24 protein-coding genes are annotated in these 25391 nt (G+C 64.7%); 17 read left to right on the top strand and 7 right to left on the bottom strand.

Annotation, left to right across the window (positions count from 1 at the left end; genetic code table 11):
• Positions 1 to 4: 4 nt before the first annotated feature.
• Positions 5 to 994: a putative F420-0 ABC transporter substrate-binding protein gene (locus tag E3T38_RS07790; protein WP_134547686.1), complete on the bottom strand. Its 990-nt coding sequence runs from the start codon at positions 992 to 994 to the stop codon at positions 5 to 7.
• A gap of 183 nt (positions 995 to 1177) precedes the next feature.
• A complete protein-coding gene (locus tag E3T38_RS07785; RefSeq protein WP_134547684.1) occupies positions 1178 to 2545 on the bottom strand; it encodes a PLP-dependent aminotransferase family protein in 1368 nt (455 codons plus the stop codon).
• A 152-nt stretch (positions 2546 to 2697) separates the two neighbouring features.
• Between E3T38_RS07785 and E3T38_RS07780 the strand changes: the two genes are divergently transcribed.
• Genes E3T38_RS07780 through E3T38_RS07760 form a run of 5 tightly spaced genes read left to right on the top strand, consistent with a single transcriptional unit; the run spans position 2698 to position 8950 of the window.
• On the top strand, positions 2698 to 3561 hold the full coding sequence (locus tag E3T38_RS07780) for a nitrilase-related carbon-nitrogen hydrolase (RefSeq protein ID WP_134547682.1): 864 nt from the start codon (positions 2698 to 2700) through the stop codon (positions 3559 to 3561).
• Positions 3562 to 3585: 24 nt separating this feature from the next.
• Positions 3586 to 5019, top strand: a complete 1434-nt coding sequence (hydA, locus tag E3T38_RS07775; RefSeq protein WP_134547680.1) for a dihydropyrimidinase — start codon at positions 3586 to 3588, stop codon at positions 5017 to 5019.
• Between the two features lie 25 nt (positions 5020 to 5044).
• On the top strand, positions 5045 to 6061 hold the full coding sequence (locus E3T38_RS07770) for a TIGR03842 family LLM class F420-dependent oxidoreductase (RefSeq protein WP_104199548.1): 1017 nt from the start codon (positions 5045 to 5047) through the stop codon (positions 6059 to 6061).
• Positions 6062 to 6104: 43 nt separating this feature from the next.
• A complete protein-coding gene (locus E3T38_RS07765) occupies positions 6105 to 7427 on the top strand; it encodes an aspartate aminotransferase family protein (protein ID WP_134547678.1) in 1323 nt (440 codons plus the stop codon).
• Between the two features lie 23 nt (positions 7428 to 7450).
• Positions 7451 to 8950, top strand: coding sequence for a CoA-acylating methylmalonate-semialdehyde dehydrogenase (locus E3T38_RS07760; protein ID WP_134547676.1), 1500 nt, complete (start codon positions 7451 to 7453; stop codon positions 8948 to 8950).
• A gap of 16 nt (positions 8951 to 8966) precedes the next feature.
• Here the strand turns inward: E3T38_RS07760 and E3T38_RS07755 are convergent, their stop codons facing one another.
• On the bottom strand, positions 8967 to 9881 hold the full coding sequence (locus E3T38_RS07755; protein WP_134547674.1) for a LysR family transcriptional regulator: 915 nt from the start codon (positions 9879 to 9881) through the stop codon (positions 8967 to 8969).
• Between the two features lie 312 nt (positions 9882 to 10193).
• On the bottom strand, positions 10194 to 10976 hold the full coding sequence (locus tag E3T38_RS07750) for an IclR family transcriptional regulator (protein WP_134547672.1): 783 nt from the start codon (positions 10974 to 10976) through the stop codon (positions 10194 to 10196).
• A gap of 183 nt (positions 10977 to 11159) precedes the next feature.
• Between E3T38_RS07750 and E3T38_RS07745 the strand changes: the two genes are divergently transcribed.
• The 6 genes from E3T38_RS07745 to E3T38_RS16890 all read left to right on the top strand — a co-directional run bounded on the left by E3T38_RS07745 (position 11160) and on the right by E3T38_RS16890 (position 17967).
• On the top strand, positions 11160 to 11990 hold the full coding sequence (locus E3T38_RS07745) for an Asp/Glu racemase (RefSeq protein WP_304563180.1): 831 nt from the start codon (positions 11160 to 11162) through the stop codon (positions 11988 to 11990).
• A 9-nt stretch (positions 11991 to 11999) separates the two neighbouring features.
• A complete protein-coding gene (locus tag E3T38_RS07740; protein WP_134547670.1) occupies positions 12000 to 13358 on the top strand; it encodes an SLC13 family permease in 1359 nt (452 codons plus the stop codon).
• Complete coding sequence (gene argE, locus E3T38_RS07735; protein ID WP_241984363.1) at positions 13325 to 14575, top strand: acetylornithine deacetylase; 1251 nt, start codon at positions 13325 to 13327, stop codon at positions 14573 to 14575. The genes E3T38_RS07740 and argE overlap by 34 nt, the downstream gene beginning before the upstream one ends.
• Positions 14576 to 14610: 35 nt before the next feature.
• Entirely contained in the window at positions 14611 to 15924 is a 1314-nt protein-coding gene (locus E3T38_RS07730) for an MFS transporter (RefSeq protein ID WP_134547668.1), read from the top strand.
• A 115-nt stretch (positions 15925 to 16039) separates the two neighbouring features.
• Positions 16040 to 16588, top strand: a complete 549-nt coding sequence (gene pyrE / locus E3T38_RS07725; protein WP_134547666.1) for an orotate phosphoribosyltransferase — start codon at positions 16040 to 16042, stop codon at positions 16586 to 16588.
• Between the two features lie 110 nt (positions 16589 to 16698).
• Positions 16699 to 17967, top strand: coding sequence for a hypothetical protein (locus E3T38_RS16890; protein WP_166805469.1), 1269 nt, complete (start codon positions 16699 to 16701; stop codon positions 17965 to 17967).
• A 58-nt stretch (positions 17968 to 18025) separates the two neighbouring features.
• Here E3T38_RS16890 and E3T38_RS07710 read toward each other — a convergent pair whose 3' ends face one another.
• The 3 genes from E3T38_RS07710 to E3T38_RS07700 all read right to left on the bottom strand — a co-directional run bounded on the left by E3T38_RS07710 (position 18026) and on the right by E3T38_RS07700 (position 20852).
• Complete coding sequence (locus tag E3T38_RS07710) at positions 18026 to 18826, bottom strand: HAD-IIA family hydrolase (RefSeq protein ID WP_134547660.1); 801 nt, start codon at positions 18824 to 18826, stop codon at positions 18026 to 18028.
• A gap of 90 nt (positions 18827 to 18916) precedes the next feature.
• Positions 18917 to 19561 carry a metal-dependent transcriptional regulator gene (locus E3T38_RS07705; protein WP_134547658.1) on the bottom strand — a complete coding sequence of 215 codons (645 nt, stop codon included), beginning with the start codon at positions 19559 to 19561 and terminating at the stop codon, positions 18917 to 18919.
• A 19-nt stretch (positions 19562 to 19580) separates the two neighbouring features.
• The gene (locus E3T38_RS07700) at positions 19581 to 20852 is read right to left on the bottom strand and encodes an Nramp family divalent metal transporter (protein ID WP_134547656.1); all 1272 of its coding nucleotides are present in this window, start codon (positions 20850 to 20852) and stop codon (positions 19581 to 19583) included.
• 74 nt (positions 20853 to 20926) lie between these two features.
• Here E3T38_RS07700 and E3T38_RS07695 point away from each other — a divergent pair, with 74 nt between their 5' ends.
• From E3T38_RS07695 to E3T38_RS17475, 6 genes are all read left to right on the top strand, one after another.
• Positions 20927 to 21577 (top strand): RNA methyltransferase, encoded by a 651-nt coding sequence (locus tag E3T38_RS07695; protein WP_134547654.1) that lies wholly within the window; start codon positions 20927 to 20929, stop codon positions 21575 to 21577.
• A 42-nt stretch (positions 21578 to 21619) separates the two neighbouring features.
• Positions 21620 to 21988 carry a nuclear transport factor 2 family protein gene (locus E3T38_RS07690; RefSeq protein ID WP_104128644.1) on the top strand — a complete coding sequence of 123 codons (369 nt, stop codon included), beginning with the start codon at positions 21620 to 21622 and terminating at the stop codon, positions 21986 to 21988.
• 62 nt (positions 21989 to 22050) lie between these two features.
• Positions 22051 to 22536: a DUF3151 domain-containing protein gene (locus tag E3T38_RS07685; RefSeq protein ID WP_104197375.1), complete on the top strand. Its 486-nt coding sequence runs from the start codon at positions 22051 to 22053 to the stop codon at positions 22534 to 22536.
• Positions 22537 to 23823 (top strand): adenylosuccinate synthase, encoded by a 1287-nt coding sequence (locus tag E3T38_RS07680; RefSeq protein ID WP_134547652.1) that lies wholly within the window; start codon positions 22537 to 22539, stop codon positions 23821 to 23823.
• Between the two features lie 84 nt (positions 23824 to 23907).
• A complete protein-coding gene (locus E3T38_RS07675) occupies positions 23908 to 24684 on the top strand; it encodes a GNAT family N-acetyltransferase (RefSeq protein ID WP_134547650.1) in 777 nt (258 codons plus the stop codon).
• Positions 24685 to 24925: 241 nt separating this feature from the next.
• Entirely contained in the window at positions 24926 to 25387 is a 462-nt protein-coding gene (locus tag E3T38_RS17475; RefSeq protein ID WP_370449006.1) for an EamA family transporter, read from the top strand.
• Positions 25388 to 25391: the final 4 nt, after the last annotated feature.

Below are 25391 nucleotides of genomic sequence, written 5' to 3'. Positions count from 1 at the left end.
AAGATCACTCGTTCAGGTCGGCTAGCTGGGTGATCACGGAGGACGCCGCTTCTACATTGCGGATACCGGCCTCGGTCGAGGCAAACGGCAGGATGATAAAGCGCTGGTTCTTCACGGCATCGAGCACTTGGGTGGCCGGGTCCGATTCGAGGTGGGTGATCTTCGAGGCGGCCGTGTTCCACGTGGCGTCGACCAGCACAATGACGCTCGGGTTGGCCTCTATGACCGATTCCCAGCCCACCGAGGTCCAGGTGTCGCTCACGTCAGCGAAGATATTGCTCAGGCCGGCGGCCTGCATGATCATTTCCGGCGAGCCGATGCCGGCGCCGACGTAGGGCGTGGTGGTGCCGCTGGAGTACCAGAGGGCGGTGGTGTCCGTGGAAGTCGGTTCGAGCGCGGCCAATTCATCCTGCAGGGTGCTGACCAGGTCGGCAGCGACGGGCGCTGCCCCAAAGATTGCGCCGGCCTCCTCAATTTCAGTGAACACGGTGTCGAAGGTGAGTGGGTTCGGCATTCGCTCGCCCTTGCAGGCCGCGGGGGAGACATAGGTGCTTACGCCGAGCGCCGTGAGGGCGTCACGTTCTCCCGCACCGTCCGCAGTGAAGTTGGATTCCCAGCCCCCGTAGATGAAGTCGGGGTTGAGCGCGAGCACGGCCTCCTGACCCGGCAGGAAGTCGCTGATCACGTTGAGGTCGGCGCCTATCGTTTCGAGCGACTCTGGCAGCGGGCCGTCGAGAAAGGCTGAACCCACGATGCGGTCACCGACGCCGAGGGCCAGTAGTAGTTCGGTCGCCGACGATTTGATCGACACGATGCGTTCGGGGGCGGTCGTGACGGTGACGCTCGTGCCGCAATTGTCGACGGTGATCGGGTAGTTCGCGCTGGCCGCCGGCGCGTCAGTGCTGGTGGCGGCGGGGGCGACCGTGGCAGCGCATCCGCTGAGCAACAGTGATACGGCGGTCAGCGCGGCGAGGCGCGCGACAATTCGTGGCATGGGGTTTCTTTCGACTCTGTGCGGCCCCATGCTCCAGGCAAATAAGGCGCAAACTGGCACGCTGTTGGTGACACAGCAGTGGTGGACCTCAGCCCAAATCCAGGCCAGCAGAACCGGTCAAAGCAAACCGGTGGTCTGCCTCAACCCTAGGCCCCCGGCAGGGCTCCTAGGCCCCCGGCAGGGCTACGACCAGCGTGCAGCGACCGGGTGCACAGCGCCATCACGCGGATGCGCCGCGGCGAAGAGGGCCTCGGCTACAGGTCGTATGTCGTCGGGCAGGGCGCCGGCGGTCACTCGAATGAACTCGGGGCCACCGGTGTTTGCCAGGAACGGCGAGCCACCGGCCACGCGAATGCCCGAGGCGGCGAGACACACCATGGCGTCACGTTCGCTTGGCACCGGCAGCCAGGTGTTGATACCGTCGGCCTGCACCACGTCGAGCCCGAACTCGGCCAGGGCGTTGGCGAGGGCACGCTGGCGGGCGAAGTAGATGCGGCGGGCCTCGCTGACCTGCGCCATGCTCTCGCCGTTGGTGAGCAGGTCGTGCAAAATAGTCTGCAGCATGCGGCTGGTCCAGCCGGGGCCGAGCATGCGCCGTGACACGATCGGGTCGATGAGCGCGGCCGGTCCGCCGAGGGCAGCAATGCGCAGGTCGGGCCCGTGCGATTTGGAAAAGCTGCGCACGTGCAGCGTGCGCTCCGGCAGCCAGACTCCAAGACTCACGTCGGGTGCGATGCTGATCTCGGCGGAATGGTCGTCTTCGATCACGATGGTGTCAGCGCTCGCCGCAGTCATGCGCAGCAGCCGGGCCAGTTCTTCAGCCCGATGCGCCGTCATCGACGCTCCGGTGGGGTTTTGCGCGCGCGGCTGCAACAGCACGACGACCGGGCCGAGCTGCAGTGCTGCAGCGAAGCCGGCCGGAACGATACCGTGCTCGTCTACGGCGACCGGCAGCCGCTCGAGCCCGAGCTGGTCGAGCAGGTCGAAGAACGGCGGAAACGACGGGTTTTCCACGATGACCCGGTCACCGAAGTGGGTCACCGCGTCGAGGCTGCGCGAGATGGCGTCGAGGGCGCCGTCGACGATGGTGATGGTCTCGACCGGGTAGGGCCACGAAACCCGCAGCACATCGAGCAGCTCGGGAATAATCGGCAGATCCTGATAGCTCGGCGTCACCGCCCGCTGGGAAACCCGGGAGAGCGCCGGCCCCAGCTTCGGCAACAACTGCGGGTCGGGCGTGCCGCGCGAGAGATCGAGGCGAACCGCGCCAACCGCGCCAATCATGGACTGGCTGCGGGCCGGCAGCCACTTGGGCGCGGTGTCCTGTACGAAGGTGCCGCCGCGCCCGCGTGACGTGACCAGGCCGACCGCGGAAAGCGCCCTCCAGGCGTGGCTGACCGTGGCGGGGCTCACGCCGAGCTCGCCGGCCAGCACTCGAACGGTGGGCAAGCGGTCGCCCGGTGCGAGCCGACCGGAGGCAATCAGCCGGCCGATGGCCGCGGCAATCCCTGCGGGGGAGCGCTGCTCGATCTCGTCGATAAAGTTCTGCATTGCCCTTGCCTCCGGGTGCGCTGGCCGACAGGATAACTAATGCGTGCACTACACAGAAAAACACATTTGAAATGTTTACGTCAATGAATAACAACACGAACAGCGCGGTTCGTCTTGCTCCTTGACTAACGAAAGCAAGTGGAAGGCACAGCATGAGTGTTGACAGTGGAAACATCGTTCGAACAGCGATCACCCAGGCCACGTGGACCGGCGACGAAGAATCCATGATCCAAAAGCACGAGGGTTTCGTGCGTACCGCGGCTGCTCAGGGCGTACAGGTCATCTGCTTTCAGGAACTCTTTCATGGCCCCTATTTCGGCATCGTGCAGGACGCCAAATACTACGACTACGCTCAGGCCGTGCCGGGCCCTATCGTCGAGCGCTTTCAAAAGCTCGCCGCCGAATTCACGATGGTCATCGTCGTGCCGATATACGAAGAAGAACAGCCCGGCGTGCTCTACAACACCGCAGCGGTCATCGACGCCGACGGAACCTACCTCGGCAAATACCGCAAGCACCACATCCCCCACCTGCCGCAGTTCTGGGAAAAGTTCTACTTTCGCCCCGGCAACACCGACTACCCGGTCTTCGACACGAAGTACGGCAAGATCGGCGTTTACATCTGCTACGACCGCCACTTTCCCGAGGGCTGGCGCGCACTCGGCTTGAACGGCGCCGAGATCGTATTCAACCCTTCGGCCACCAAGCCCGGCCTGTCCAACCGCCTGTGGGAGCTCGAGCAGCCGGCCGCCGCCGTGGCCAACCAGTACTTCATCGGCGCCAACAACCGCATCGGCAACGAACAGGCCGAGTTCGGCGCTGAGGCCGTGACGTTCTACGGCAGCTCCTACTTCGTCGACCCCACGGGCAACTACGTGGGCGCGATCGCGTCCACTGACACCGAGGAGATCGTCGTGCGCGACCTCGATCTCGGCGTGATCCGTGAGGTGCGCAACTCCTGGCAGTTCTACCGCGATCGCCGCCCCGACTCCTACGAGCCCCTCGTCGCGCCCTAGCTGCTACTGATTAGAGCGGATGCCATGAAGACTTTGATCAAGAACGGCACCGTGGTCAACGCCACGGGCCGAGGGCTCGCCGATGTGCTGATCGACGGTGAGAAAATCGCCGCGGTGCTCGCGCCCGGCGCGAACCTGCTCGGCTTCGATGTGGCGGGCAATGTCGACCTCGTCATCGACGCCGGCGGCAAGTACGTCATTCCCGGGGGCATCGACGCCCACACCCACATGGAGATGCCGTTCGGCGGCACCCAGGCCAGCGACACCTTTGAAACCGGCACACGCGCCGCCGCCTGGGGTGGCACCACGAGCATCGTCGATTTCGTCGTGCAGTATGCCGGCGAGAGTGTGCTCGAGCGCTACGCCGCCTGGCAGGAGAAGGCCTCCGGCGAGTGTGCCATCGACTATGGTTTTCACCAGATTCTCTCCGACGTGCAGGACAGCTCCCTCACCGCTATGGACGAACTCGTGAACGAGGGCGTCTCGAGCTTCAAACTGTTCATGGCCTACAAGGGCGTGTTCCTCAGCGACGATGGCCAGATCGTCAAGGCCATGCAGCGGGCCGCCCAGAACGGCAGCATGATCATGATGCACGCCGAGAACGGCAGCGTCATCGACCTGCTCGTGCAGCAGGCGGTCGCTGCCGGCCAGACGGGTCCGCTTTACCACGGGCTCACTCGACCCTGGCAGGCCGAGGAAGAAGCCACGCACCGGGCGATCATGCTCGCCGACCTCACCGGAGCACCCCTTTATATAGTGCACGTCTCAGCCAAGCAGGCCGTGGTCCAAATCGCGTCGGCCAGGGACAACGGTCAGAACGTGTTCGGCGAGACCTGCCCGCAGTACCTCTACCTCTCGCTCGAGGACAACCTGGGTGCCGAGAGCGACGAGTGGGGCCGTTTCGAGGGGGCCAAGTGGGTCTGCTCCACACCGCTGCGCGCCAAGGCCGAGGGGCACCAGCACCACATGTGGCAGAGCCTGCGCACCAACGATATCCAGATGGTCTCCACCGACCACTGCCCGTTTTGCATGAAGGGTCAGAAAGACCTGGGACTGACCGACTTCTCCAAGATTCCCAATGGCATCGGCTCGGTCGAACACCGCATGGACCTCCTGTACCAAGGCGTCGTCGATGGCAAGATCTCGCTCGAACGCTGGGTCGAGGTGTGCTCAACCACCCCGGCGCGCATGTTCGGCATGTACGGCCGGAAGGGAGTCATCGCGCCCGGCGCCGACGGCGACGTGGTGATCTACGACCCGAACGGGCACACGTCCATCGGTGTGGAAAAGACACACCACATGAACATGGACTATTCGGCCTGGGAGGGCTACGAGATCGACGGCCACGTCGACACCGTGATCTCCCGAGGCAAGGTCATCATCAACGATTCCGCCTACCTCGGCACCAAGAGCGACGGTCGTTTCATCAAGCGCGGCCTGAGCCAGTATTTGATCTAGTGACAGTCTGATCTGAGGCGATGACATGGATTTTGGAGCAGTGTTACAGACCAACCCGCCGTCGGCGCGCACCGTGCAACTGGCCAAACTGGCCGAGGCACACGGCTTCAGCCACGTCTGGACCTTCGACTCGCACCTGCTCTGGCAGGAACCCTATGTGATCTACAGCCGTATCCTGGCCGAGACCAGCAGGATCATCGTCGGTCCCATGGTCACCAACCCGGCCACGCGCGACTGGACGGTTACGGCGTCGACCTATGCAACCCTCAACGAGATGTACGGAAACCGCACCATCTGCGGCATCGGCCGCGGAGACTCGGCCGTGCGCACCACCAATGGCACCCCGACCACACTGAAGACCCTGCGCGAGTCGATCCACGTCATTCGGGAGCTCGCCAACTCCCGCCCGGTCGAATACAACGGCGCCACGGTGCAGTTTCCGTGGAGCCGTGGCTCCAGCCTCGACGTGTGGGTCGCCGCTTACGGTCCGCTCGCGCTCAAGCTCGCCGGAGAGGTCGGCGACGGCTTCATCCTACAGATGGCCGACCTCGATGTCGCCGAGTGGATGATAGCGAGCGTGCGCACCGCCGCCTCCAATGCCGGCCGGGACCCCCTGTCGATCAAGTTCTGCGTCGCCGCCCCCGCCTACATCGGAGAGGACTGGGAGCACATGCGCAACCAGTGCCGCTGGTTCGGCGGCATGGTCGGCAACCATGTGGCCGACATCGTGGCCAAGTACGGCGCCGATTCGACCGTGCCGAAGGCGCTCACTGACTACATCAAGGACCGTGAGGGCTACGACTACAACGAGCATGGCAAGGCCGGCAATGAGCACGCCGCTTTCGTGCCGGACGAGATCGTCGACCGGTTCTGCCTGCTCGGCACCGCAAAAAACCACATCGAGAAGCTCGAGGCGCTCAAAGAACTCGGTGTCGACCAGTTTGCCGGGTACCTGCAGCACGACAATAAAGAAGAAACGATGCGCGTCTACGGCGAAACCGTGATTCCGGGCCTGACCGACACCATTACGGCCAGAAAATAGCATTCTTCATCTCCACCACCAATACAGAAAGCCAGCGATATACGTGACTGACACCAGCACCAAAAGCCTGAATGCGCACACCAGCGAACTCGACCGCGCGCACGTTTTCCACTCCTGGTCGGCGCAGGCGGCGCTGAAGCCGCTCGTCATCGCCGGTGGGCTCGGCTGCCGCGTCTGGGATCACGACGGACGTACGTATCTCGATTTCTCCAGTCAGCTGGTGAACGTGAATATCGGCCACCAGCATCCGGCTGTCGTGAAAGCCATCACCGAGCAGGCCGCCCTGCTGACGACCATCGCGCCGTCCACCGCCAACCTCACCCGCGGTGAAGCGGCCAGGCGCATCACCGACCGTGCCCCGGCCGGGTTCAACAAGGTCTTCTTCACCAGCGGCGGAGCGGATGCCAATGAGAACGCCATACGCATGGCCCGCCTCTACACCGGCCGCGACAAGGTACTCTCGCTCTACAGGTCGTACCACGGCAACACCGGAGCGGCCATCGTCGCCACCGGCGACTGGCGCCGCATGCGCAACGAGTATTCGCGCGGCCACGTGCACTTCTTCGGCCCGTTCCTGTATCGCAGCGAATTCTGGGCGGCCAGCGAGGCCGAGGAATGCGCGCGTGCCCTGCACCACCTCGAACGCGTCATCCAGAGCGAGGGCGTCGCCTCGATCGCCGCCATTCTGCTCGAGTCCATTCCCGGCACCGCCGGCATCATGATGCCGCCGGCCGGTTACCTGCCCGGTGTGCGCGCGCTCTGCGACAAGTACGGCATCATGCTCATCCTCGACGAGGTCATGTGCGGCTTTGGCCGTACCGGCCACTGGTTCGCGTTTCAAGCGTACGACGTCGTGCCCGACCTGATCACCTTCGCGAAGGGTGTCAACTCCGGTTACGTACCCACCGGTGGGGTGATCATCTCCGATGCCATCGCGGCCACCTTCGACGAGACGGTCTTTCCCGGCGGACTCACCTACAGTGGGCATCCGCTCGCCATGGCGTCGATCGTCGGCGCCCTCGACGCGATGGAGGCCGAGGGCATCGTCGAAAATGCCGCCCGCATCGGTCGCGACGTTCTCGAGCCGGGCCTGAAGGCGCTGCAGGCGAGACACCCGATTATCGGCGAAGTGCGCGGTGTCGGCGTCTTCTGGGCGCTCGAACTTGTGGCTGACCCGGCGACCCGAGAGCCGGTGAGTGCCGCCGTCATGACCCGGGTGAAGGGCGAACTGCTCGGCCGCGGCCTGCTGTCGTTCCTCGTGGAGAACCGCATCCACGTTGTGCCGCCCTGCGTCGTCACCGATGCCGAGGTGGCTGAAGCGCTCGCCATCTATGACGAGGTTCTCAGCCTCGCCCTGCTTTCCTAACCGATCCACGGAAAGGCTCAACCATGACCGACGTCCCCACCATTTCGCACTACATCAACGGCGCAGCAGCCGTCGGTACCTCTTCGCGCACCGCGCCGGTGTTCAACCCGGCCACCGGCACAGTCGCCAAGAACGTGTTGCTCGCGAGCACTCGCGACCTCGATACCGCCGTCGAGGTCGCCCAGGCGGCCTACCCGGCCTGGCGCGATACGAGCCAGGCCCGTCGACAGAGCATCATGTACAACTTTCGCGAGCTGCTCAATGCGCGCAAGGGTGACCTGGCCGACATCCTCACCGCCGAACACGGCAAGGTGACCTCCGACGCGCTCGGTGAGATCATTCGCGGGCTCGAGGTCGTCGAATTCGCGCTCGGCATGCCGCACCTGTCCAAGGGCGAGTATTCCGAGAACGTCTCGACCGGCGTCGACGTCTACACGTTGCGCCAGCCGCTCGGCGTCGTGGGCATCATCAGCCCGTTCAACTTTCCGGCGATGGTGCCGCTCTGGTATTTTCCGATCGCCATCGCGGCCGGTAACACCGTCGTGCTCAAGCCGAGCGAGAAAGACCCATCCGCGTCGAACTGGCTCGCCGCACTGTTCACCGAAGCCGGGTTGCCCGCGGGAGTGCTCAACGTCGTGCACGGTGACAAAGAAGCGGTCGACGCTCTGCTCGTGCACCCCGACGTGCAGGCGATCTCCTTCGTCGGCTCGACGCCCATCGCCCGCTACATCTACGAGACGGCGGCCAAGCACGGCAAACGTGTGCAGTCCCTCGGCGGCGCGAAGAACCACATGCTCGTGCTGCCAGACGCCGACCTCGACCTCACAGCGGATGCCGCCGTCAACGCCGGTTTCGGATCCGCCGGTGAGCGCTGCATGGCCATCAGCGTGATCGTGGCCGTCGAGCCAGTCGCCGACGACCTCATCGCGAAGATCGCCGAACGGGTCAAGGGCCTCACGGTCGGAGACGGCACCCGCGGCTGCGACATGGGTCCGCTGATCACGAAGGTGCACCGCGACAAAGTTGCCGGGTACATCGACATCGCCCAGAAAGACGGAGCTGACATCGTCATCGACGGTCGGGATGTCACAGTTGACGGTGACCCCAACGGTTTCTGGCTCGGCCCGACCCTGTTCGACAAGGTCAGCGTCGACTCGGCCGTCTACCTCGACGAGATCTTCGGACCCGTGCTGTCGATCGTGCGCGTGGCGACATACCAGGAGGGCCTCGACCTCATCAACGCCAGCCAGTACGGAAACGGCACCGCGATCTTCACCAACGACGGCGGCGCCGCTCGCCGGTTTCAGAACGAGGTGCAGGTGGGCATGATCGGCATCAACGTTCCCATTCCCGTGCCGGTCGCGTACCACTCCTTCGGAGGCTGGAAGAACTCGCTGTTCGGTGACGCCAAGGCTTACGGCCCTGCCGGGGTCAACTTCTTCACGCGCGAGAAGGCCGTGACGAGCCGTTGGCTCGACCCAAGCCACGGTGGTATCAACCTGGGCTTCCCTCAGAACCAGTAACGCCGAGGTAGCCGACCTATTTCACCGTGTGAGACTGTTGCACCTGCAACGCTTGGGCTCGAAGGGCGTCAAGTACGGTGCGCACCGCTAAGCGCTCCGCTCGGTCGGGGCGCATGAGCGCCACGATCTGGCGCTGGGATTCGACGCCCCGCAAGGGCTTCAACACGAGTCGACCGGGCTGGCCCCCGCTGGAGGTGTAGCGCGGCACGAGGGCGATGCCGAGCCCGGCAATCACAAACGACTCGATCAAGGCGAGGTCGGCAAAGCGCTGCGCCATTGACAAGTGAGCGCCAGCTTTCTGCTCGATCGCGTGCAGAATACGCTCGAACGGGTAACCGTCGCTCACCCCGATCCAGGTCTCCCCGATGAGGTCGCTCGGGCGCACCCAGGCGCGATCAGCAAGCGGATGCCCCACCGGCAGTCCCACATCCAGCGGCTCAGTCATCAGCGGAACGACCGTGAGGCCCCGGCCGGCCCAGGACAGCTGCCCGCTCATCGAGTGGGCCAGCACAATGTCATACTCGGCGGTGAGGGCGGGAAAGTCGCTCAGTTCGGGGTCTTCGTCGGCGCAGTTGAGTACAAGCCCGGGGCCCAGGTCTTTAATGACACCGGGCAACAGCATCTGACCGGCCGTTGGAAAGGTGACGAGGCTCACCTCGCCGGTGGCATTATTGCGAAATTCGTCCCAGAGCGCGGTTGCCTTCGCGAGCGACACCGCGACATCCGTCGCACTGCGAGCCAGGGCGCGGCCAGCATCGGTGAGTACGAGGCCACGCCCGTGCCGCTGGGTCAGCGGCAGGCCGGCCTCGCGCTCGAGCACCTTGAGTTGCTGGGAGACGGCCGAGGGTGTGCGGTGCAGGGCGACGGCGACGGCCGTGATGCTGCCGCGGTCGGCGAGTTCACGGAGCAGTTCGAGTCGCTGCACGTCCATGTAGCTAATCTAAATAATTGATGCAGAAAAAAGCGATTGTGCTGCACGGTCAGGGGTGGTCGAATAAGAGAGTCTCACACGAGCAGCGTCGCCTCCGTGCCGGGCTAGTCCACTTCTTGTGAAAGGCACCTCGTGTTCATCCTCATCGCCATCGTGCTCGTTGCCGTTGTTTCAATCATTGCCCTCGTCGTCGAGGTGTATCGCGATGGCTACCGCCAAGTCGAGCGTCGCAACCTCGTTCGCATCTTCTAGCAGAAGCCTCCGGCATCAAGACCTGGCCTCTCGGCTACAGTCCGTCACGGGGCGGGGGCGTTACCCGCGCACGGCCGAGTCGTAGCCCAAGCGGCGGCTCGCCTCGACCGACGCCCGGGCCACCAGAGGGCCGAGTCGGTCGACGTCGTCGGGCGTGACCCGCTGGGTGGGAAAGCCCAGGCCGATAGCACCGGCTAGTTCGCCCATGTGTGTGAAGACGGGTGCGCTGATCGAGCCCACGCCGGGGTTGCGCTCGCCGAAGGCGGCGTAGTAGCCCTGCGCGCGGGCGCTCGCGGCCTGGGCATCGAGGGTTGCTAAATCGGTTGGCGTGGAACCCGTGAATGCCTCGAGGTCAGACTTCTCGATGGCGGCGCGGGCGTCCGGATCGAAGGCGAGAAAAATCTTTCCGGGAGCGCCGGCGTGCAGCGGCATGACCATGCCGACCATGAACGGCCGGATCACCACGTGCCGCGTCTCGGCTACGGCCACGATCGTGCGGAAGGCGCCGTCGCGAACGTAGAAGCAAGCCGTCTCGCCGGTCTCGTCGCGCAGGTCCTGCAGCACCGGCTTCACGAGCTGCACTGCGTCGAGCCCGAGCGTGCCGGGCGCAGCCCAGCGCACCACTGCGATTCCAATGCGGTACCGATCCTGATCGCGATCAAGTAGACCCTCATGCACCATGTCCTGGACGAGGCGCTGGCAGGTGCTCGATGGCAGGCCGGTTTTCCTGATCACCTGCTGCAGGGTGAGTTCGGGCGCATCCACCCGGAAACAGTTGAGAATCTCGGTGATTTTGTGCAGCACCAGCGTGGGTGACCGGCGATTGACCTGCTCCGTTGACACGATCGTTGCTCCTACTTCGCTGCTGTGGGCATCAACTCCAGAATAGAGCCGTGCCGGCTCCGACGAGTTGCAGCGTCTTGACAGAATCCAACGTAACCCACATGATGGGAATGCAACCTATCTGATGGGTTGTAAGTTCAGCTCGCTCAGCTCAGCCCAGCACACAACGACGTGGAGACAGCAATGACACCGTCCAACCTCACACCGGACCCCATGGTGACTGCGAGCCGGCTCGGCTCCTCGCGAATCGGCCTGATCGTCCCGAGTTCCAACACGACCATGGAGACCGAACTGCCGGAGCTCTTTCGCCGTCAGACCGCGGCAACCGGACACAACTACACCTTTCACTCCGCCCGCGCCGCGCTGAAAAACGTGACGACGGAGGAATTGCTCGCTATGGCCGCGAAGGCTGCCGACTGCGCCACGGCCGTCTCCGACGCCGACGTGGACGTGATCGCGTATGCCTGCCTCGTGGCCGTCATGGCGCAGGGCCCCGGCGCGCACGAGCCCGCCGAGAACGTCATCCGCCAGGCGGCCCTGGACAACGGTCACCCGGCCGAGGTGACGAGTAGTGCCGGCGCTCTCGTGCGCACCCTGCAGCAACTCGGCGCCCGCCGCGTGGTGATGGTCGCCCCGTATATGGAACCGCTCACCCAAATGGTGAGCGACTACATCGAGGGGGCGGGTATCGAGGTGCTCGACACTGTGAGCCTGGGCGTAGACGACAACCTGGCCGTGGGTTGTCTCGATCCGCTCAATCTGCCCGAGTTCGCGCGCAACTTGAAGCATGAGGGAGCCGACGTCATCGTGCTCTCAGCCTGTGTACAGATGCCCTCGCTACCCGCCGTGCAGGCCGTCGAAGACGAGCTGGGTCTGCCCGTGATCACTGCGGCGACCGCGACCACCTGGGAAATCCTCCAGCTGCTCGGCCATACCCCGGCGATCCCGAACGCCGGTGGGCTGCTGGCCGGCACCCTGGCATCTCTGGTTCCGCGCATTCGCACCGACGCGTAGGGCAGGGTCATGTCCATCCCACTCCTCGCCTTCCTCGTGTTGATCGCGGCCTTCGCCATCGGCTCGTTCACCAAGATCAACGCCGGACTCATCGCGCTCGTGGCGGCCTTCGGCGTTGGCACGCTCGTGGCTGGCCTGCCCATCACAGAGGTGATTAGCGAGTTCCCGTCTGGCTTGTTCTTCGTTCTCGTGGGAGCGACGCTGCTCTTTGCCATCGTGCGTATCAACGGCACGATCGACCTACTCGCCTACTGGGCCGAACGCCTCGCGGGCCACCGCAAGCTACTGGTGCCGGTGCTCATGTTCCTGCTCACGGCCGTGCTCGCCACGGCGGGCGCCTTCACCCCGGCCGCGATCGCTATCGTGGCCCCGGTCGCGCTTGCCCTCGGTAGCCGCTTTGGAATCAGCACCCTGGCCATGGGCCTCGTGGTGGTGCAGGGCGCAAATGCCGGCGCGTTCTCGCCGGTCAACCCGTTCGGGGTGCTCGCGAACGTGATGCTGGACGATGCCGGTGCCAGCGCCGACTCACTCAAGCTCTTCATATATTGCTTCGTGTTCAATGCGCTTCTCGCCCTCGTCGCTTATGCGGCAGCGCAGAAGATCATGGGCGGGCGTCTTCGCCGCGCGGCCGCGCTGTCGGGCGAAGGTACCCGCGAGATCGTGACGGGCGCCGGCGTCAGCGGCCCCACCCCCGCGAAACAGGCGGGGACATCCGTTCTCACCCGACCGGTGAAGGTGGCACCCCCGAAGACAGCACCGGTGAAGGTTGCCGCAACGCCGATTCGCGTGTTCACGCTCATCGGCCTCGGGGCGCTGCTCGTACTCACTACCGTGCTCGGCATCGATGTGGGGGTGGCGTCGTTCGTGATCGCCCTCGCGCTCATCGTGGTGAATTCGAGCGTGCAGAAGGCGGCCGTGGAGAGCATGCCGTGGTCGGCCATTCTGCTGGTCACCGGCATCGTCACCTATGTCGGCATGCTCGAAGCCATCGGTGCGCTCGAGGAACTGCAGAACGGTATCGCCGGGCTCGGTAACAGCTCGCTCGCGGCCCTCGTGACGAGCTACGTCGTAGCGATTGTCTCGGCGTTCGCGTCGACCACCGGCACCCTGAGCGTGATCAGTCCACTCGTCACGCCCATCGCCGTCGACCCGCTGCTCAGCCCCATCGGCGTCATCACGGCAATCGCTATCAGCGCGTCCGTGGTGGATGTCAGCCCCATGTCCACGAGTGGGGCACTGCTCATGGCCAGCGCCCCGCCCAAGGACGAGCGGCTGTTCTTCCGCGCGCTGCTGGTCTGGGCTATCGTCATGATCGCCGTCGTGCCCGTGCTCGTGTGGCTCTGCTTCGTGCAGCTCGGCATCGGCTAATCAGCACTCCTCTCTCGAAAGGTTTTCTCATCACTGAATCCGCTGTTCTCGCGCCCACCACCCTCGCGTGGATCACCCGCCTGATCGCTTTCGACACCACCAGCCGCAACTCCAACCGGGAATTGATCGACGTGATCGACGCGGAGTTGCGGGTGCATGGGCTGGAGCCGGTGCTCGTGCCGAACTCCGATGGTACGAAGGCCAACCTCGTGGTCACGATCCCGGCTCACGATGGGTCCACGACGGGCGGCGTGATGCTCGCTGGCCACACCGATGTGGTTCCCGTGGACGGGCAGGCGTGGAGCAGCGACCCGTTCACCGCCGAGGTGCGCGACAACCGGCTGTATGGCCGGGGCGCCGCCGACATGAAGGCGTTCAGCGGTGTCATCCTGGCGTTGTTGCCCGAGCTTGTGTCACGGCCGCTTGCCACACCGCTGCACCTCGCGTGGACCTATGACGAAGAGGTGGGATGTCACGGGGCCATCACCCTGCTGGCCGACCTGGCCGCGCGGGGCATCCGACCGGAGATCTGCATAGTGGGGGAGCCGACCAGCATGCGGGCGGTCTCGGCGCATAAGAGCAGCCACCTGTATCGGGTGAGTTTCACCGGGCTCGCCTCGCACTCCTCCAACACACCCAATGGCGTCAACGCTATCGAGTACGCGGCCCGGGCCATAGCGTTCATACGCTCGATCGCCGACGAGCACCGAGTGAACGGGCCCTTCGATACAAGCTTCGAGGTACCGTACACAACCATTAACGTGGGCACGATTTCGGGCGGGGCGGCCGTGAACACGGTCGCCGAGCGATGCGATTTCGAATTCGAATTTCGCGCGATCCCGGGAGTGTCCTCCTCCGCGATCTTCTCCCGCATCGAAGACTTCGTACTCGGGGAACTACGCCCCGCGATGCGGGCCGAACATGCAACCGCCGACGTGTCGTTCGCCCCGATCGGCGCCGTTCCCGCCCTGAGCGCGGCCGGAACCGGCGCCGCGCTGCAGCTGGTGCACGAGCTCACCGGAACAAGCTCTGAAGGGACTGTCGGCTACGGCACCGAGGGTGGCCTGTTTCAGCTGGCCGGCATTGACACCGTGGTCTGTGGTCCGGGCAGTATCCGCCAGGGTCACACCGCGAACGAGTACATCGACCTGGCGCAAGTCAGTGCCTGTGAAGATTTCATGCGCGCACTCGCTGGGCATCTCGCGCACCAGCATTGACCTGATCGCACCCCTCCTCGCACAGAAAGAAACCCATGAGCAACGCGTCAGCAGTCCCCGCCGTTACCGGCACGTCCCAAACGGATGGCCCTGCCCTCGCCGAGAAGCGGCGACAGGCCCGCAAGGCGGTCGTGGCCGCATCCATTGGCAACGGGCTGGAATGGTTCGACGTGATCGTCTACGGCACCTTCGCCGTGACCATCGCGAAGCTGTTCTTTCCGACGGCCGACGAGACGGCGTCGCTGCTGCTCGCCTTCGCGTCGTTCGGCGTTTCCTTCATCATGCGGCCGCTCGGCGGAATCCTGATTGGACGCTACGCCGACCGCGCCGGGCGCAAGGCGGGCATGCTCGTGTCCATCTCAGTGATGTTCGTCGGCACGCTCTTGATCGTGCTGGCACCCACGGCCGCAATGATCGGGGTGACCGCGGCCGCGATCATTCTCGTGGCCCGGTTGCTGACCGGCTTCGCCGCCGGCGGGGAATTCGGCACCGCCACCGCGTTCCTCATCGAGTACGCACCGCACCGCAAGGCGTTCTATGGAAGCTGGCAGGTGGCCACGCAGGGCGCCGCGATACTGCTGGCCGGGCTGTTCGGTTTCGTTCTGAACAACTACCTGAGCCAGCAGAGCCTCGAAAGCTGGGGCTGGCGGGTGCCGTTCATCTTCGCGCTCCTGATCGGGCCGGTGGGTTGGTACATCCGCTCAAAGATGCAGGACACCCCGGAATTTCTGACCATGACGCCGTCGACGTCACCGCTGAAGGAGACCTTCATCGCGAACGCCGGACGCCTCTGGACGATGGTGGGTGTCGTAGCGCTCGGGTCGGTGGGTGTGTACACCGCACTGTTCATGCCCACCTACGCCATCGTGAATCTGGGCATGCCCACCGCGGCGGCATTCGTCTCCACGCTGGTGTTCGGCGTGATCATGAGCGTCGGCTCGCCATTCATCGGTAAGCTTGCCGACCGGGTAGGGCCGGCCAGAGTGATGACCTGGGCCGCCGCCGGAACCCTCATGCTCGGCGTTCCGCTGTTCATACTGCTGAACCTATCGCCCAACCTTCTAACCATGATCGGCATCGAGCTGGTGCTCGGCGTGCTGGCCACGGCGTACTTCGCGCCGCTGCCGGCGATCATGTCGGCAATGTTCCCCGTGCAGATCCGCACCACGGGGTTGTCTCTCGGTTACAACATCGGCGTGACCGTGTTCGGTGGGTTCGCACCGTTCATTCTCACGTTCCTGATCAGCACCACCGGTTCACTGCTCGTTCCGGGGTACTACCTCGTGGCGATCGCGGCACTGTCGCTCGGGAGCATCGTAATCTCGCGACGAGTGTTTCAGCAGCGGTAGTCGGAGGCTGGCCCGGTTGTGCCCGAAAACTCGGACACCACGTGAAAAAACCCTCTCCCGTCGCGACTGTTGGCGACCACGCTCGGCCTGCGGGGCATGCCCTAAACTGAGATTTGTGACTGATACACGGCAGAAACTCATCGACTTCATCTCGGCCGAGGCCGTTTTTCACGGAGATTTCGTTCTCACCAGCGGTAAGAAGGCCACGTACTACGTGGACCTGCGCCGGGTGAGCCTCGACCACCGGGTTGCCCCGTTGATTGGGCAGGTCATGCTCGACCTCATCAAGGATGTTCCGGATGTGGTTGCCGTTGGAGGCATGACCATGGGCGCCGACCCGATCGCCGCTGCGGTGATGCACCAGGGTGCTGCCCGCGGCGCGACCTATGACGCGTTCGTCGTGCGCAAGGAGCCCAAGGACCACGGTCGCGGCCGCCAGGTTGAGGGCCCCGAGCTCGCCGGCAAGCGTGTGATCGTGCTCGAAGACACCTCGACAACCGGTGGCTCTCCCCTCGCCGCCATCGCAGCCCTTCTCAAGGTCGGTGCCGAGATTGCTGGCGTCGCCGTCGTGGTTGACCGCAACACCGGTGCCCGCGAAGTGATCGAGGCTGCCGGCTACCCTTACTTCGCCGCGATCTCCCTTGAGGATCTGGGGCTCAGCTAGTGGCAGCAGACGACGACGAGCGCGGAATTGACTGGCTCGCGTCGCAATTGGAGCAAAGCTCCGATGACTCAGCTGACGATGACTCAGCTGACGAAGATTCAGCTGACGAGATGTCGGTTAATGACGCAGTGGATGCCGACCCGCTGGTGACCCGGTTCGGCCGCCGCTCCCGTCGGGCCAAGCCGGTGCCGGCGCAACCGGAGGTCATCGAGCTCCCGGAACCATCCATTCCGGCAGCGCTGGCTGGACCGGCTTTGGCTGGACCGGCTTTGGCTGGACCGGCTCTGGCTGGACCAGCTCCGTGGTGGACGACACCACTGCCGCAACCGGCCGACGCCGCAGTCCCTGAGGCTCTGCCCTCTGCGCGCTCGGAGTCATCAGATTCTGTCGTGTCGGTCGCTGGCGTCGGGCACAAAGTCGTCCCGTCCGACGTTGTTGAGCCAGGACTTGCCGCGACGCCCGGTGCCGAGGTCGCGCCCGCCCCGGCGTCGAGTGACCGTTTCGCAAAGGCAAAGGCAAAGGCAGAGGCAGAGGCAGAGGCAGAGGCAGAGGCAGAGGCAGAGGCAGAGGCAGAGGCAGCAGCAGCCGAAGCCGACCGGCCGACGGAGCTTGTGCCGGTAGCAGGAGTGCTCGCCTCAACAGACGGCACCGAGGCAACCACTGCCGAGGTAGCCAGCACGGACGATGCCAGCACGGACGTAACCAGCACGGACGTAACCAGCACCGAGGTAACCAGCGCGGAGGTAATCGGCGCCGAGCCGCCGAGCCGCCACCGGTCCCGGAGCCGTGCTCCCGGAAGCACGCAGGCCGCTTTGGTCTGGACCGTCGTCGGATTACTCGCACTCATCGTGCTCGCGGGATTGTTCTATCTCGGCCAGCGGCTGGTCGCGAGCCCGGTGGCGGCGCCGGCACCGACCCAATCCGCGACGCCGACGGCAACTCCCACACCAACACCCACACCAACGCCGACCCCGGAGATCACGGCGGCGCAGCCTGCCGGGGTAAACGAGTGGAACACCCTGTTCGGTGGCGAGTGCCTCGAACCGTACGAGTCCCCGTGGGCGGAGGACTTCACGGTCTTCGATTGTGCAGCCGCACACACGGCCCAGCTGGTATATCGCGGCAATTTTGGCGGCGACGCGACCACAGCCTTTCCGGGGGAGGCCGCGCTGGCCGCCCAGATCAACCTGCTCTGCACGGCGCCCGGCATCCTCGACTTGAACGCGGCCGGCGCCTACCCGAATCTGCAGATGCAGGGGAGCTATCCGATCAGCGAAGAACAGTGGACCGACGAGCCGCGCTACTACTACTGCTTCGCGAGCCGAACAGCAGCCGAGCCGCTCACGGCGAGCATCATGGGCGCCGGTCCGACCGTCTGAAGCCGGCGCGGGCTTGGCGCAGAGACGGATCGCTCGACAACCGGCTGGAAGGAGTCAGCTAGATCTCGTCACTTTCGATCGGGTCAGTCGAGAGCAGCTCGTGCACGCCGGCCACGATCTCGTCGGGACGAAACGGGTACCGGTTGATCTCGGCCTCGTCGCTGATGCCGGTCATCACGAGAATCGTGTGCAGCCCGGCCTCGATGCCAGCAACGATGTCGGTGTCCATGCGGTCACCGATCATGCCTGTGTTCTCCGAGTGCGCACCGATCTTGTTCATCGCCGAGCGGAACATCATCGGGTTGGGCTTGCCGACGACATAGGGCTCCATGCCGGTGGCCTTGGTGATCAGCGCCGAAATAGCGCCGGTCGCCGGCATCGGGCCGTCCTTGCTCGGTCCGGTCGCATCCGGATTGGTCGAGATGAACCGCGCTCCGCCGAGGATCAGCCGAATCGCCTTGGTGATCGCCTCGAACGAATAGTTGCGGGTCTCGCCGACCACCACATAGTCGGGGTCGGTCTCGGTCATGATGAACCCGGCCTCGTGCAGCGCTGTCGTGATGCCGACCTCCCCGATCACGAACGCCGTGCCGCTGGAGACCTGAGACTTCAGAAAGTCTGCCGTTGCGAGAGCGGAGGTCCAGATACGGTCCTCGGGCACGTTCAGCCCGCTTGCGCGCAGCCGGGCGCTCAGATCGCGGGGCGTGAAAATAGAGTTATTGGTAAGCACCAGAAACGGCGTGCCCGCGTCGTTCCACTGTTGCAGCAGCTCGGCCGCCCCCGGGAGGGCCTGGTTCTCGTGCACGAGCACACCGTCCATGTCGGTGAGCCAGCATTCGATTTCGTCGCGTCGTGCCATCAGGCGCTCCTTTTCGTCGTGTTCAGCCTAGCCTCGCCAAGTTTCGCCACGGTAACCGGCAGCACACAAATAAGCGGATGCCGCACTCAATCAGGCGGTCACCCAGATCGACGCTGCCGCAGCCGTCGTCAGTAGCCGGTTCTGGCCATCCGCTAGAACGATGGTCAGCGCCGCCGCCAGGGTGAACTCGGTGCCGGGTCCGATCAGGTCGGCGGCGAGTTCGCGCAGCACGGCCGGGTCGCGGTCGCTGATGCGCAGTACGGTGCCCGTATACCCGACCGTGACCCCCGCCAGCAGCACGGCCGGCGGTCGAAGTACGGTGCCATCGGCGAACGGAATCGGATCGCCGTGCGGATCGTGCGCCGGAAACCCGAGCCGCGCATTGATGGCCTCGAGCAACCGGTCTGAGATGGAGTGCTCGAGAATCTCGGCCTCGTCGTGCACCTGGTCCCAGTCGTAGCCCATCTCGCCGACCAGCCAGGTCTCGATCAGGCGATGCCGCCGCACGACGGCGGTCGCGCGCAACCGGCCGGCATCCGTCAGCGCCAACGGACCGTAGGGAACGTGGGTGATGAGCCCGCTTGCGGCGAGCTTCTTCACCATTTCCGTGACGGATGACGGTGCCAACCCCAGCCGTAGGGCGAGCGCCGAGGGAGTGATCAGGTCGGGCTGCCACTCGGTGTGGGCATAGATGGTCTTGAGGTAGTCCTCGGCCGCGCCGGTCGTTTGCGTCATGTCTATTTCAGGCTACCGGTCAAGCCCCGGTGAAAACGAGTACGAGCAGCACGACGTTCAGACTGACGAGGGCGAGGGCACAGACGACCCCGGCGGCGGTCGTGAACCAGCGGTTGGTGAAGGTGCCGAGGAGGCCATGCTGCGCGGTGAGCCAGACCAGCGGAATCAGGGCGAACGGAATACCAAAGGACAAAACCACCTGGCTGAGCACGAGCGCCTGGGTCGGGTCGAACCCCACACCGAGAATGAACAGCGCCGGAATCAGCGTGACCAATCGGCGCAACAGTAGAGGGATGCGCACGTGCAGCAGGCCGTGCATGATCTCGGCTCCGGCGTAGGCACCGACCGAGGTCGAGGCTAGACCCGAGGCGAGCAGCCCGATAGCGAACGTTGTCGCAATCGCCGGCCCGAGCGTGTCCTTGAGGGCGGCGTAGGCCCCCTGCAGGGTGTCGGTTCCGTCCACACCCTGCAAAGCGGATGCCGCCAACAGCAAGATCGCCAGGTTCACCGTTCCGGCGATCGCCATGGCAATCGTGACGTCCCACTTCGTGGCCCAGAGCAGGCGGCGAGTAGCGACGACGCCTTGCCACTCTGGAAACCGGTCGCGGGCGAGCGACGAATGCGCGTAGATGGCGTGCGGCATGATCGTGGCGCCCAAAATCGATGCGGCGAGCAGCACCGAGTTGGAGCCCTCGAACCGCGGTACCAGTCCGGAGAGCACCCCGCCGGCCTCGGGCGGCGAGAAGAATACACCAGCGGTGAAACCCACGGTGATAATGAGCATGAGTGCGATGATGACGCGTTCAAAAATGCGGGGGCCGCGACGGGTGTGCACCATGAGCACGATCATCGAGACCGTACCGGTGATCACGCCGCCCCAGATCAGCGGCAGGTTGAACAGGAGGTTGAGCGCAACGGCACCGCCGATGATCTCGGCGAGGTCGGTGGCCATGGCGACCAGTTCGGCCTGGATCCAGTACAGGCGCCGCGCCGTGGGCCGCTTCATGCGCACCCCGAGAATCTCGGGCAGGCTCGCCCCGGTGACAATGCCGAGTTTGGCGGACAGATATTGGATGAGCCAGGCCATGACGTTGCCGGCCACGACCACCCAGACCAGCAGATAGCCGTAGCGGGCACCGGCGGTCATATTGCTCGCGACGTTTCCCGGGTCGAGGTAGGCGACCCCGGCAACGAGAGCCGGGCCCAGAAGCCAGAGCAGCCGGCTGGAGGCGACCGTGGTGGGAGCTCGGGAGAGCAGGCGATCGGTAGCGGCAGCATCCGTTTTAGTCATGCCGAAACCATAGCTAGACTTTCGGCGAACCGAAAGCCCAAATGTGAGGGCTGTGGGCGGGTTACGGTTATGTAGTGACCGAGCCAGCCGCCCCAACCTTCGCCGCCGACAACTCCACGCCCGAGCGATCCACTTACGGCGTCGGCCCGTGGCCGGGGGAGTGGCCGAGCGAGGAGCGCTACGACGCCGACCTGCTCGAGCACGGTGATACCCGCAACGTGATCGATCGTTACCGTTACTGGAACATGGCGGCGATCGTGGCTGACCTGGACGAGCACCGGCATCCGTTTCACGTAGCCATTGAAAACTGGCAGCACGACATGAACATCGGCTCCATCGTGCGCAGCGCCAACGCGTTCGGCGCCGACACCGTGCACATCATCGGGCGTAAACGGTGGAATAAACGCGGCGCCATGGTCACCGACCGCTACCAACACGTTTTGCACCACAGTGATGTCGCTGCCTTCGTCGGATGGTGTGCCACTGAATCGCTGCCGGTGATCGCTATCGACAACGTGCCCGGCAGTGTCATCATCGAGACCTTCACCTTTCCCGAACGCTGCGTTCTGTTGTTCGGCCAGGAAGGTCCCGGACTGTCGGAGGAGGCTATCGCCGCCGCTGATTCCATCGTCGAAATAAGCCAGTTCGGGTCGACCCGGTCGATCAACGCTTCGGCCGCCGCGGCCGTCACCATGCATTCCTGGGTGGTTCAGAACCGGTTCTGACCTTTTCTGCATTCGGTGACGGTTTGGGGCTAGCGTGACGGTATGACTGCGATCACTGATGATCTTCCCGCCCGGCTCCTTCACGAAGAAAACGCCGGCTGGCAGGCCATCCTGGGTGGGCAGGGCGGCGCGTACTATCAGCGCGAAATGACCGACGACGCCCTGATGATCGTGCCCGGCGCCGTCATCACTCGCGACCAGGTCACCGCATACTTCGACCAGGCGGCTCCGTGGGAGAGCTACGGCATTCACGAACCCGCCATCATCCGCCTCGGCGAGCACGCCGGTGTCGTCGTCTACAAGGCGATCGCCCGCCGGGGCGAGGTGGTCGCCGAGTTGAACATGTCGACGACCTACCTGTTCGTGAACGGCGGCTGGCGCGTCGCAGCCCGGCAGCAAAGCCCGGCCTAGCGTTTTCGGCCCACCGGGCCCGTCGCCGGGGTGAGGGCACCTGGGCCTTGGTAGGATTCAGTGTGACTGGCGACAATTTGATTTCTGAGCCCGAGACCCTTCTTCCCGCAGAACCGGAGGTGCTCGAGGCCCTGCGCCGAACCGCGAGGAGCGAGATCGCTGCGGTAGCGCAGGTGCACCCGACCTCTCCGCTGGCCTGGGCTGAACTCGCCGATGCCACCCACGCTGAGGGTCGACTCCTGGAGTCGTACGCCTACGCCCGGGTCGGCTACCACCGCGGACTCGATGCCCTGCGCAAGGCCGGCTGGCGCGGCCACGGTCCTATTCCGTGGCGCCATGAACCTAACCGCGGCGTGCTGCGCGCCCTGTTCGCGTTGCGCCGGGGCGCCGAAGAAATCGGTGAGTCCGACGAGGTCTCCCGCCTGACGGCTTTTCTGACGGATGCCGATGCGAGCGCTATTTCCATCATCGCTACCCTGTACACCGGCAGCCCGGGCTTCGACCCGGCGCCGCCCACCGAAGCTTTCGTTATTCGAGGAGAAGACTAGATGCCCGCGATCGTACTCATCGGAGCCCAATGGGGCGACGAGGGCAAGGGTAAGGCCACCGACCTGCTCGGCAGCCGGGTCGACTATGTCGTCAAGTTCAACGGCGGCAACAACGCCGGCCACACCGTCGTCGTCGGCGACGAGAAGTACGCGCTGCACCTACTGCCGTCGGGCATCCTGAGCCCCGGAGTCACCCCGGTCATCGCCAACGGCGTCGTCGTCGACGTTGAGGTGTTGTTTGAAGAGCTCGATGCATTGTCGGAGCGCGGCGTCGATGTCTCGCGGCTCAAGGTCAGCCTCAACGCGCATGTCATCACCGCATACCACCGCACCCTCGACAAGGTCACCGAGCGTTTTCTCGGCAAGCGCCAGATCGGTACCACCGGGCGCGGTATCGGCCCCGCCTACGCTGACAAGATCAACCGTGTCGGCATCCGCGTACAAGACCTGTTCGACGAGAACATTCTGCGCCAAAAAGTGGACGGTGCCCTCGACCAGAAGAATCACATGCTGGTCAAGGTCTACAACCGTCGCGCCATCGAGGTCGAGGAGATCGTCACCGAACTGCTCAGCTACGCTGAACGCCTGCGCCCCATGGTCATCGACACCGCCCTGCTCCTGCACCAGGCCCTGAATGCCGGCAAGACCGTATTGTTCGAAGGTGGCCAGGCCACCATGCTCGACGTCGACCATGGCACGTACCCTTTCGTCACGTCGTCGAACGCTACCTCGGGCGGTGCGGTCACCGGTTCGGGTATCGCTCCGAACCGCATCGACCGGGTCATCGCCGTCGTCAAGGCCTACACGACCCGCGTGGGCAGCGGTCCGTTCCCCACCGAACTGTTCGACGAGTCGGGCGATTACCTGCGCGCCAACGGGTTCGAGTTCGGCACCACCACCGGGCGCCCGCGCCGTTGTGGCTGGTACGACGCTCCGATCGCCCGCTACACCGCGCGCATCAATGGCGTCACCGACTTCGTGCTGACCAAGCTCGATGTGCTCACCGGTCTGGCCGAGATCCCAGTCTGCGTGGCCTACTCGGTTGATGGTGTGCGCGTCGACGAAGTGCCGGTCTCGCAGAGCGACTTTCACCACGCCGTTCCGATTTACGAGAACTTCCCCGGCTGGACCGAGGACATCACCGGCGTGCGCACGTTTGACAAGCTGCCGCAGGCCGCGCAGAACTATGTGCTCGCGCTCGAGAGCATGAGCGGATCGCGCATTTCGGCGATCGGCGTCGGCCCCGACCGTGAAGCCATCGTGGTGCGTCACGACCTGATCGACTAGATCTGAATCGTCAACCGGGCCCGTAATGTGCCCGGTTGGCGCGGTGAGTGAAAGTTCCTCACTTTGACCTGTCACACTGGTCGTGTGAACGCCGTGAGACCCCATTCCCTGACCCTGACCGGTCGTTTTGTGCAGCTTCAACCGCTCGGCAGTGCGGTGTTGCCCGACCTGGCGCGCGCTATCGCGCACCCCGAAGTGTTCGCGGCCGGTTACGGTGGCGGCCCGGCCGCCTTGCAGCGGGATGTTGACGGCTTCATCAAGTGGGCGCACGATTACTTTCAGTGGGAGGCCCTGCCCTACGTGGTCAGACTGCTCGGCGGCCCGAACGACGGTGACGTCGTTGGAACGACCACCCTCGGCGACATCGACGTCGTCAAAGAAGCCATCCACCTCGGCTGGACCGCCTACGACCCGCGCGTCTGGGGCACCCCTGTCAATGCCGAAACCAAACTGCTCGTGCTCGGTGCCGCCTTCGACAACGGCTTCGGCCGGGTCAAGATTCAGGCGGATGCCCGCAACGAGCGTTCCCGCACCGCCATCCTGGGCATCGGCGCCACGTTCGAGGGCATCGTGCGCCGTGATTGCCCGCGGGCCGACGGCACCTGGCGGGACAGCGCCGTCTACTCGATCCTCGCTGACGAATGGCCGGCCGTGCGCGCCGGGCTGCAAGCTCGCCTCGACGGCTTCGCGGGCCGATTCGTGACCTATCGCGACCTGCGTCCCACCGGGCCGAGCGGCACAATCCTGGGCGGCGGGCCAAGCGGCGGCTTTGGTCAGGCCACCGGGAATGCGCCGGGTGCGCCGGATGTGCCTGATACGCCGGATGCCGAGAGCAACGCCGGAGCCGACGCGTCTTCGTAGGAGAGCGGCATCCGCTCCTATCAGTGGACGATGATTCTGGTGGCGAAGTCAGGAAAACCTGGTGGTCAGGCGCCTGCGTCCCCAAACCCAGCGACTTTCCCGCGGCCCGCCGGTTGGATTTTTCTGAATCGGCCACGGCCAGGGCGCGCCCGTGTGAGCATCCGCTGCCATTGTTCGCCGCTTTTGAGACGTTGAGCCCCGCCGGGCCCGGGCTGGTCCGTGGCCGCTATAGGCTCGGGGAGTGCCCTCGACGACTGCCGCCAGTAAAAGCCTCATCGTGCTGCAGTTTCTTGGCATGGGAGTGATTTGGGGCTCGAGCTTTCTCTTCATGAAGGTTGCGCTCGATGGCGTCAGCTTCGGGCAGATCGCATGGTCGCGACTCGTGCTCGGCGGGCTGACCCTCGGACTGATCGTGTTCGTGACCCGTCCGCGCATCAGGAGCGGGCCGGTGCTGCCGCGGGAGGGCGTGGTCTGGCTACATTTTCTGGTCATCGCGATCAGCGGATGCGTGATTCCGCACCTGCTCTTCGCCTGGGCCGAACAATACGTCTCATCGAGCCTGGCGAGCATCTACAACGCGGTCACCCCGATCATGACGGCGTTGATGGCGACGCTTGCCTTTCGAGTGGAGAAACTCGTGCGCGCGCAGGTTGCGGGCGTCGTGGTCGGCATCGTCGGTGTTGTAGTGATCATCGGTCCGTGACAGT

Source organism: Cryobacterium sp. Hb1 (genome assembly GCF_004403585.1).
GTDB classification, from domain to species: domain Bacteria; phylum Actinomycetota; class Actinomycetes; order Actinomycetales; family Microbacteriaceae; genus Cryobacterium; species Cryobacterium lyxosi.
Note: the sequence above shows the minus strand (reverse complement) of the source record. Positions and strands in the feature narration are given on the sequence as shown.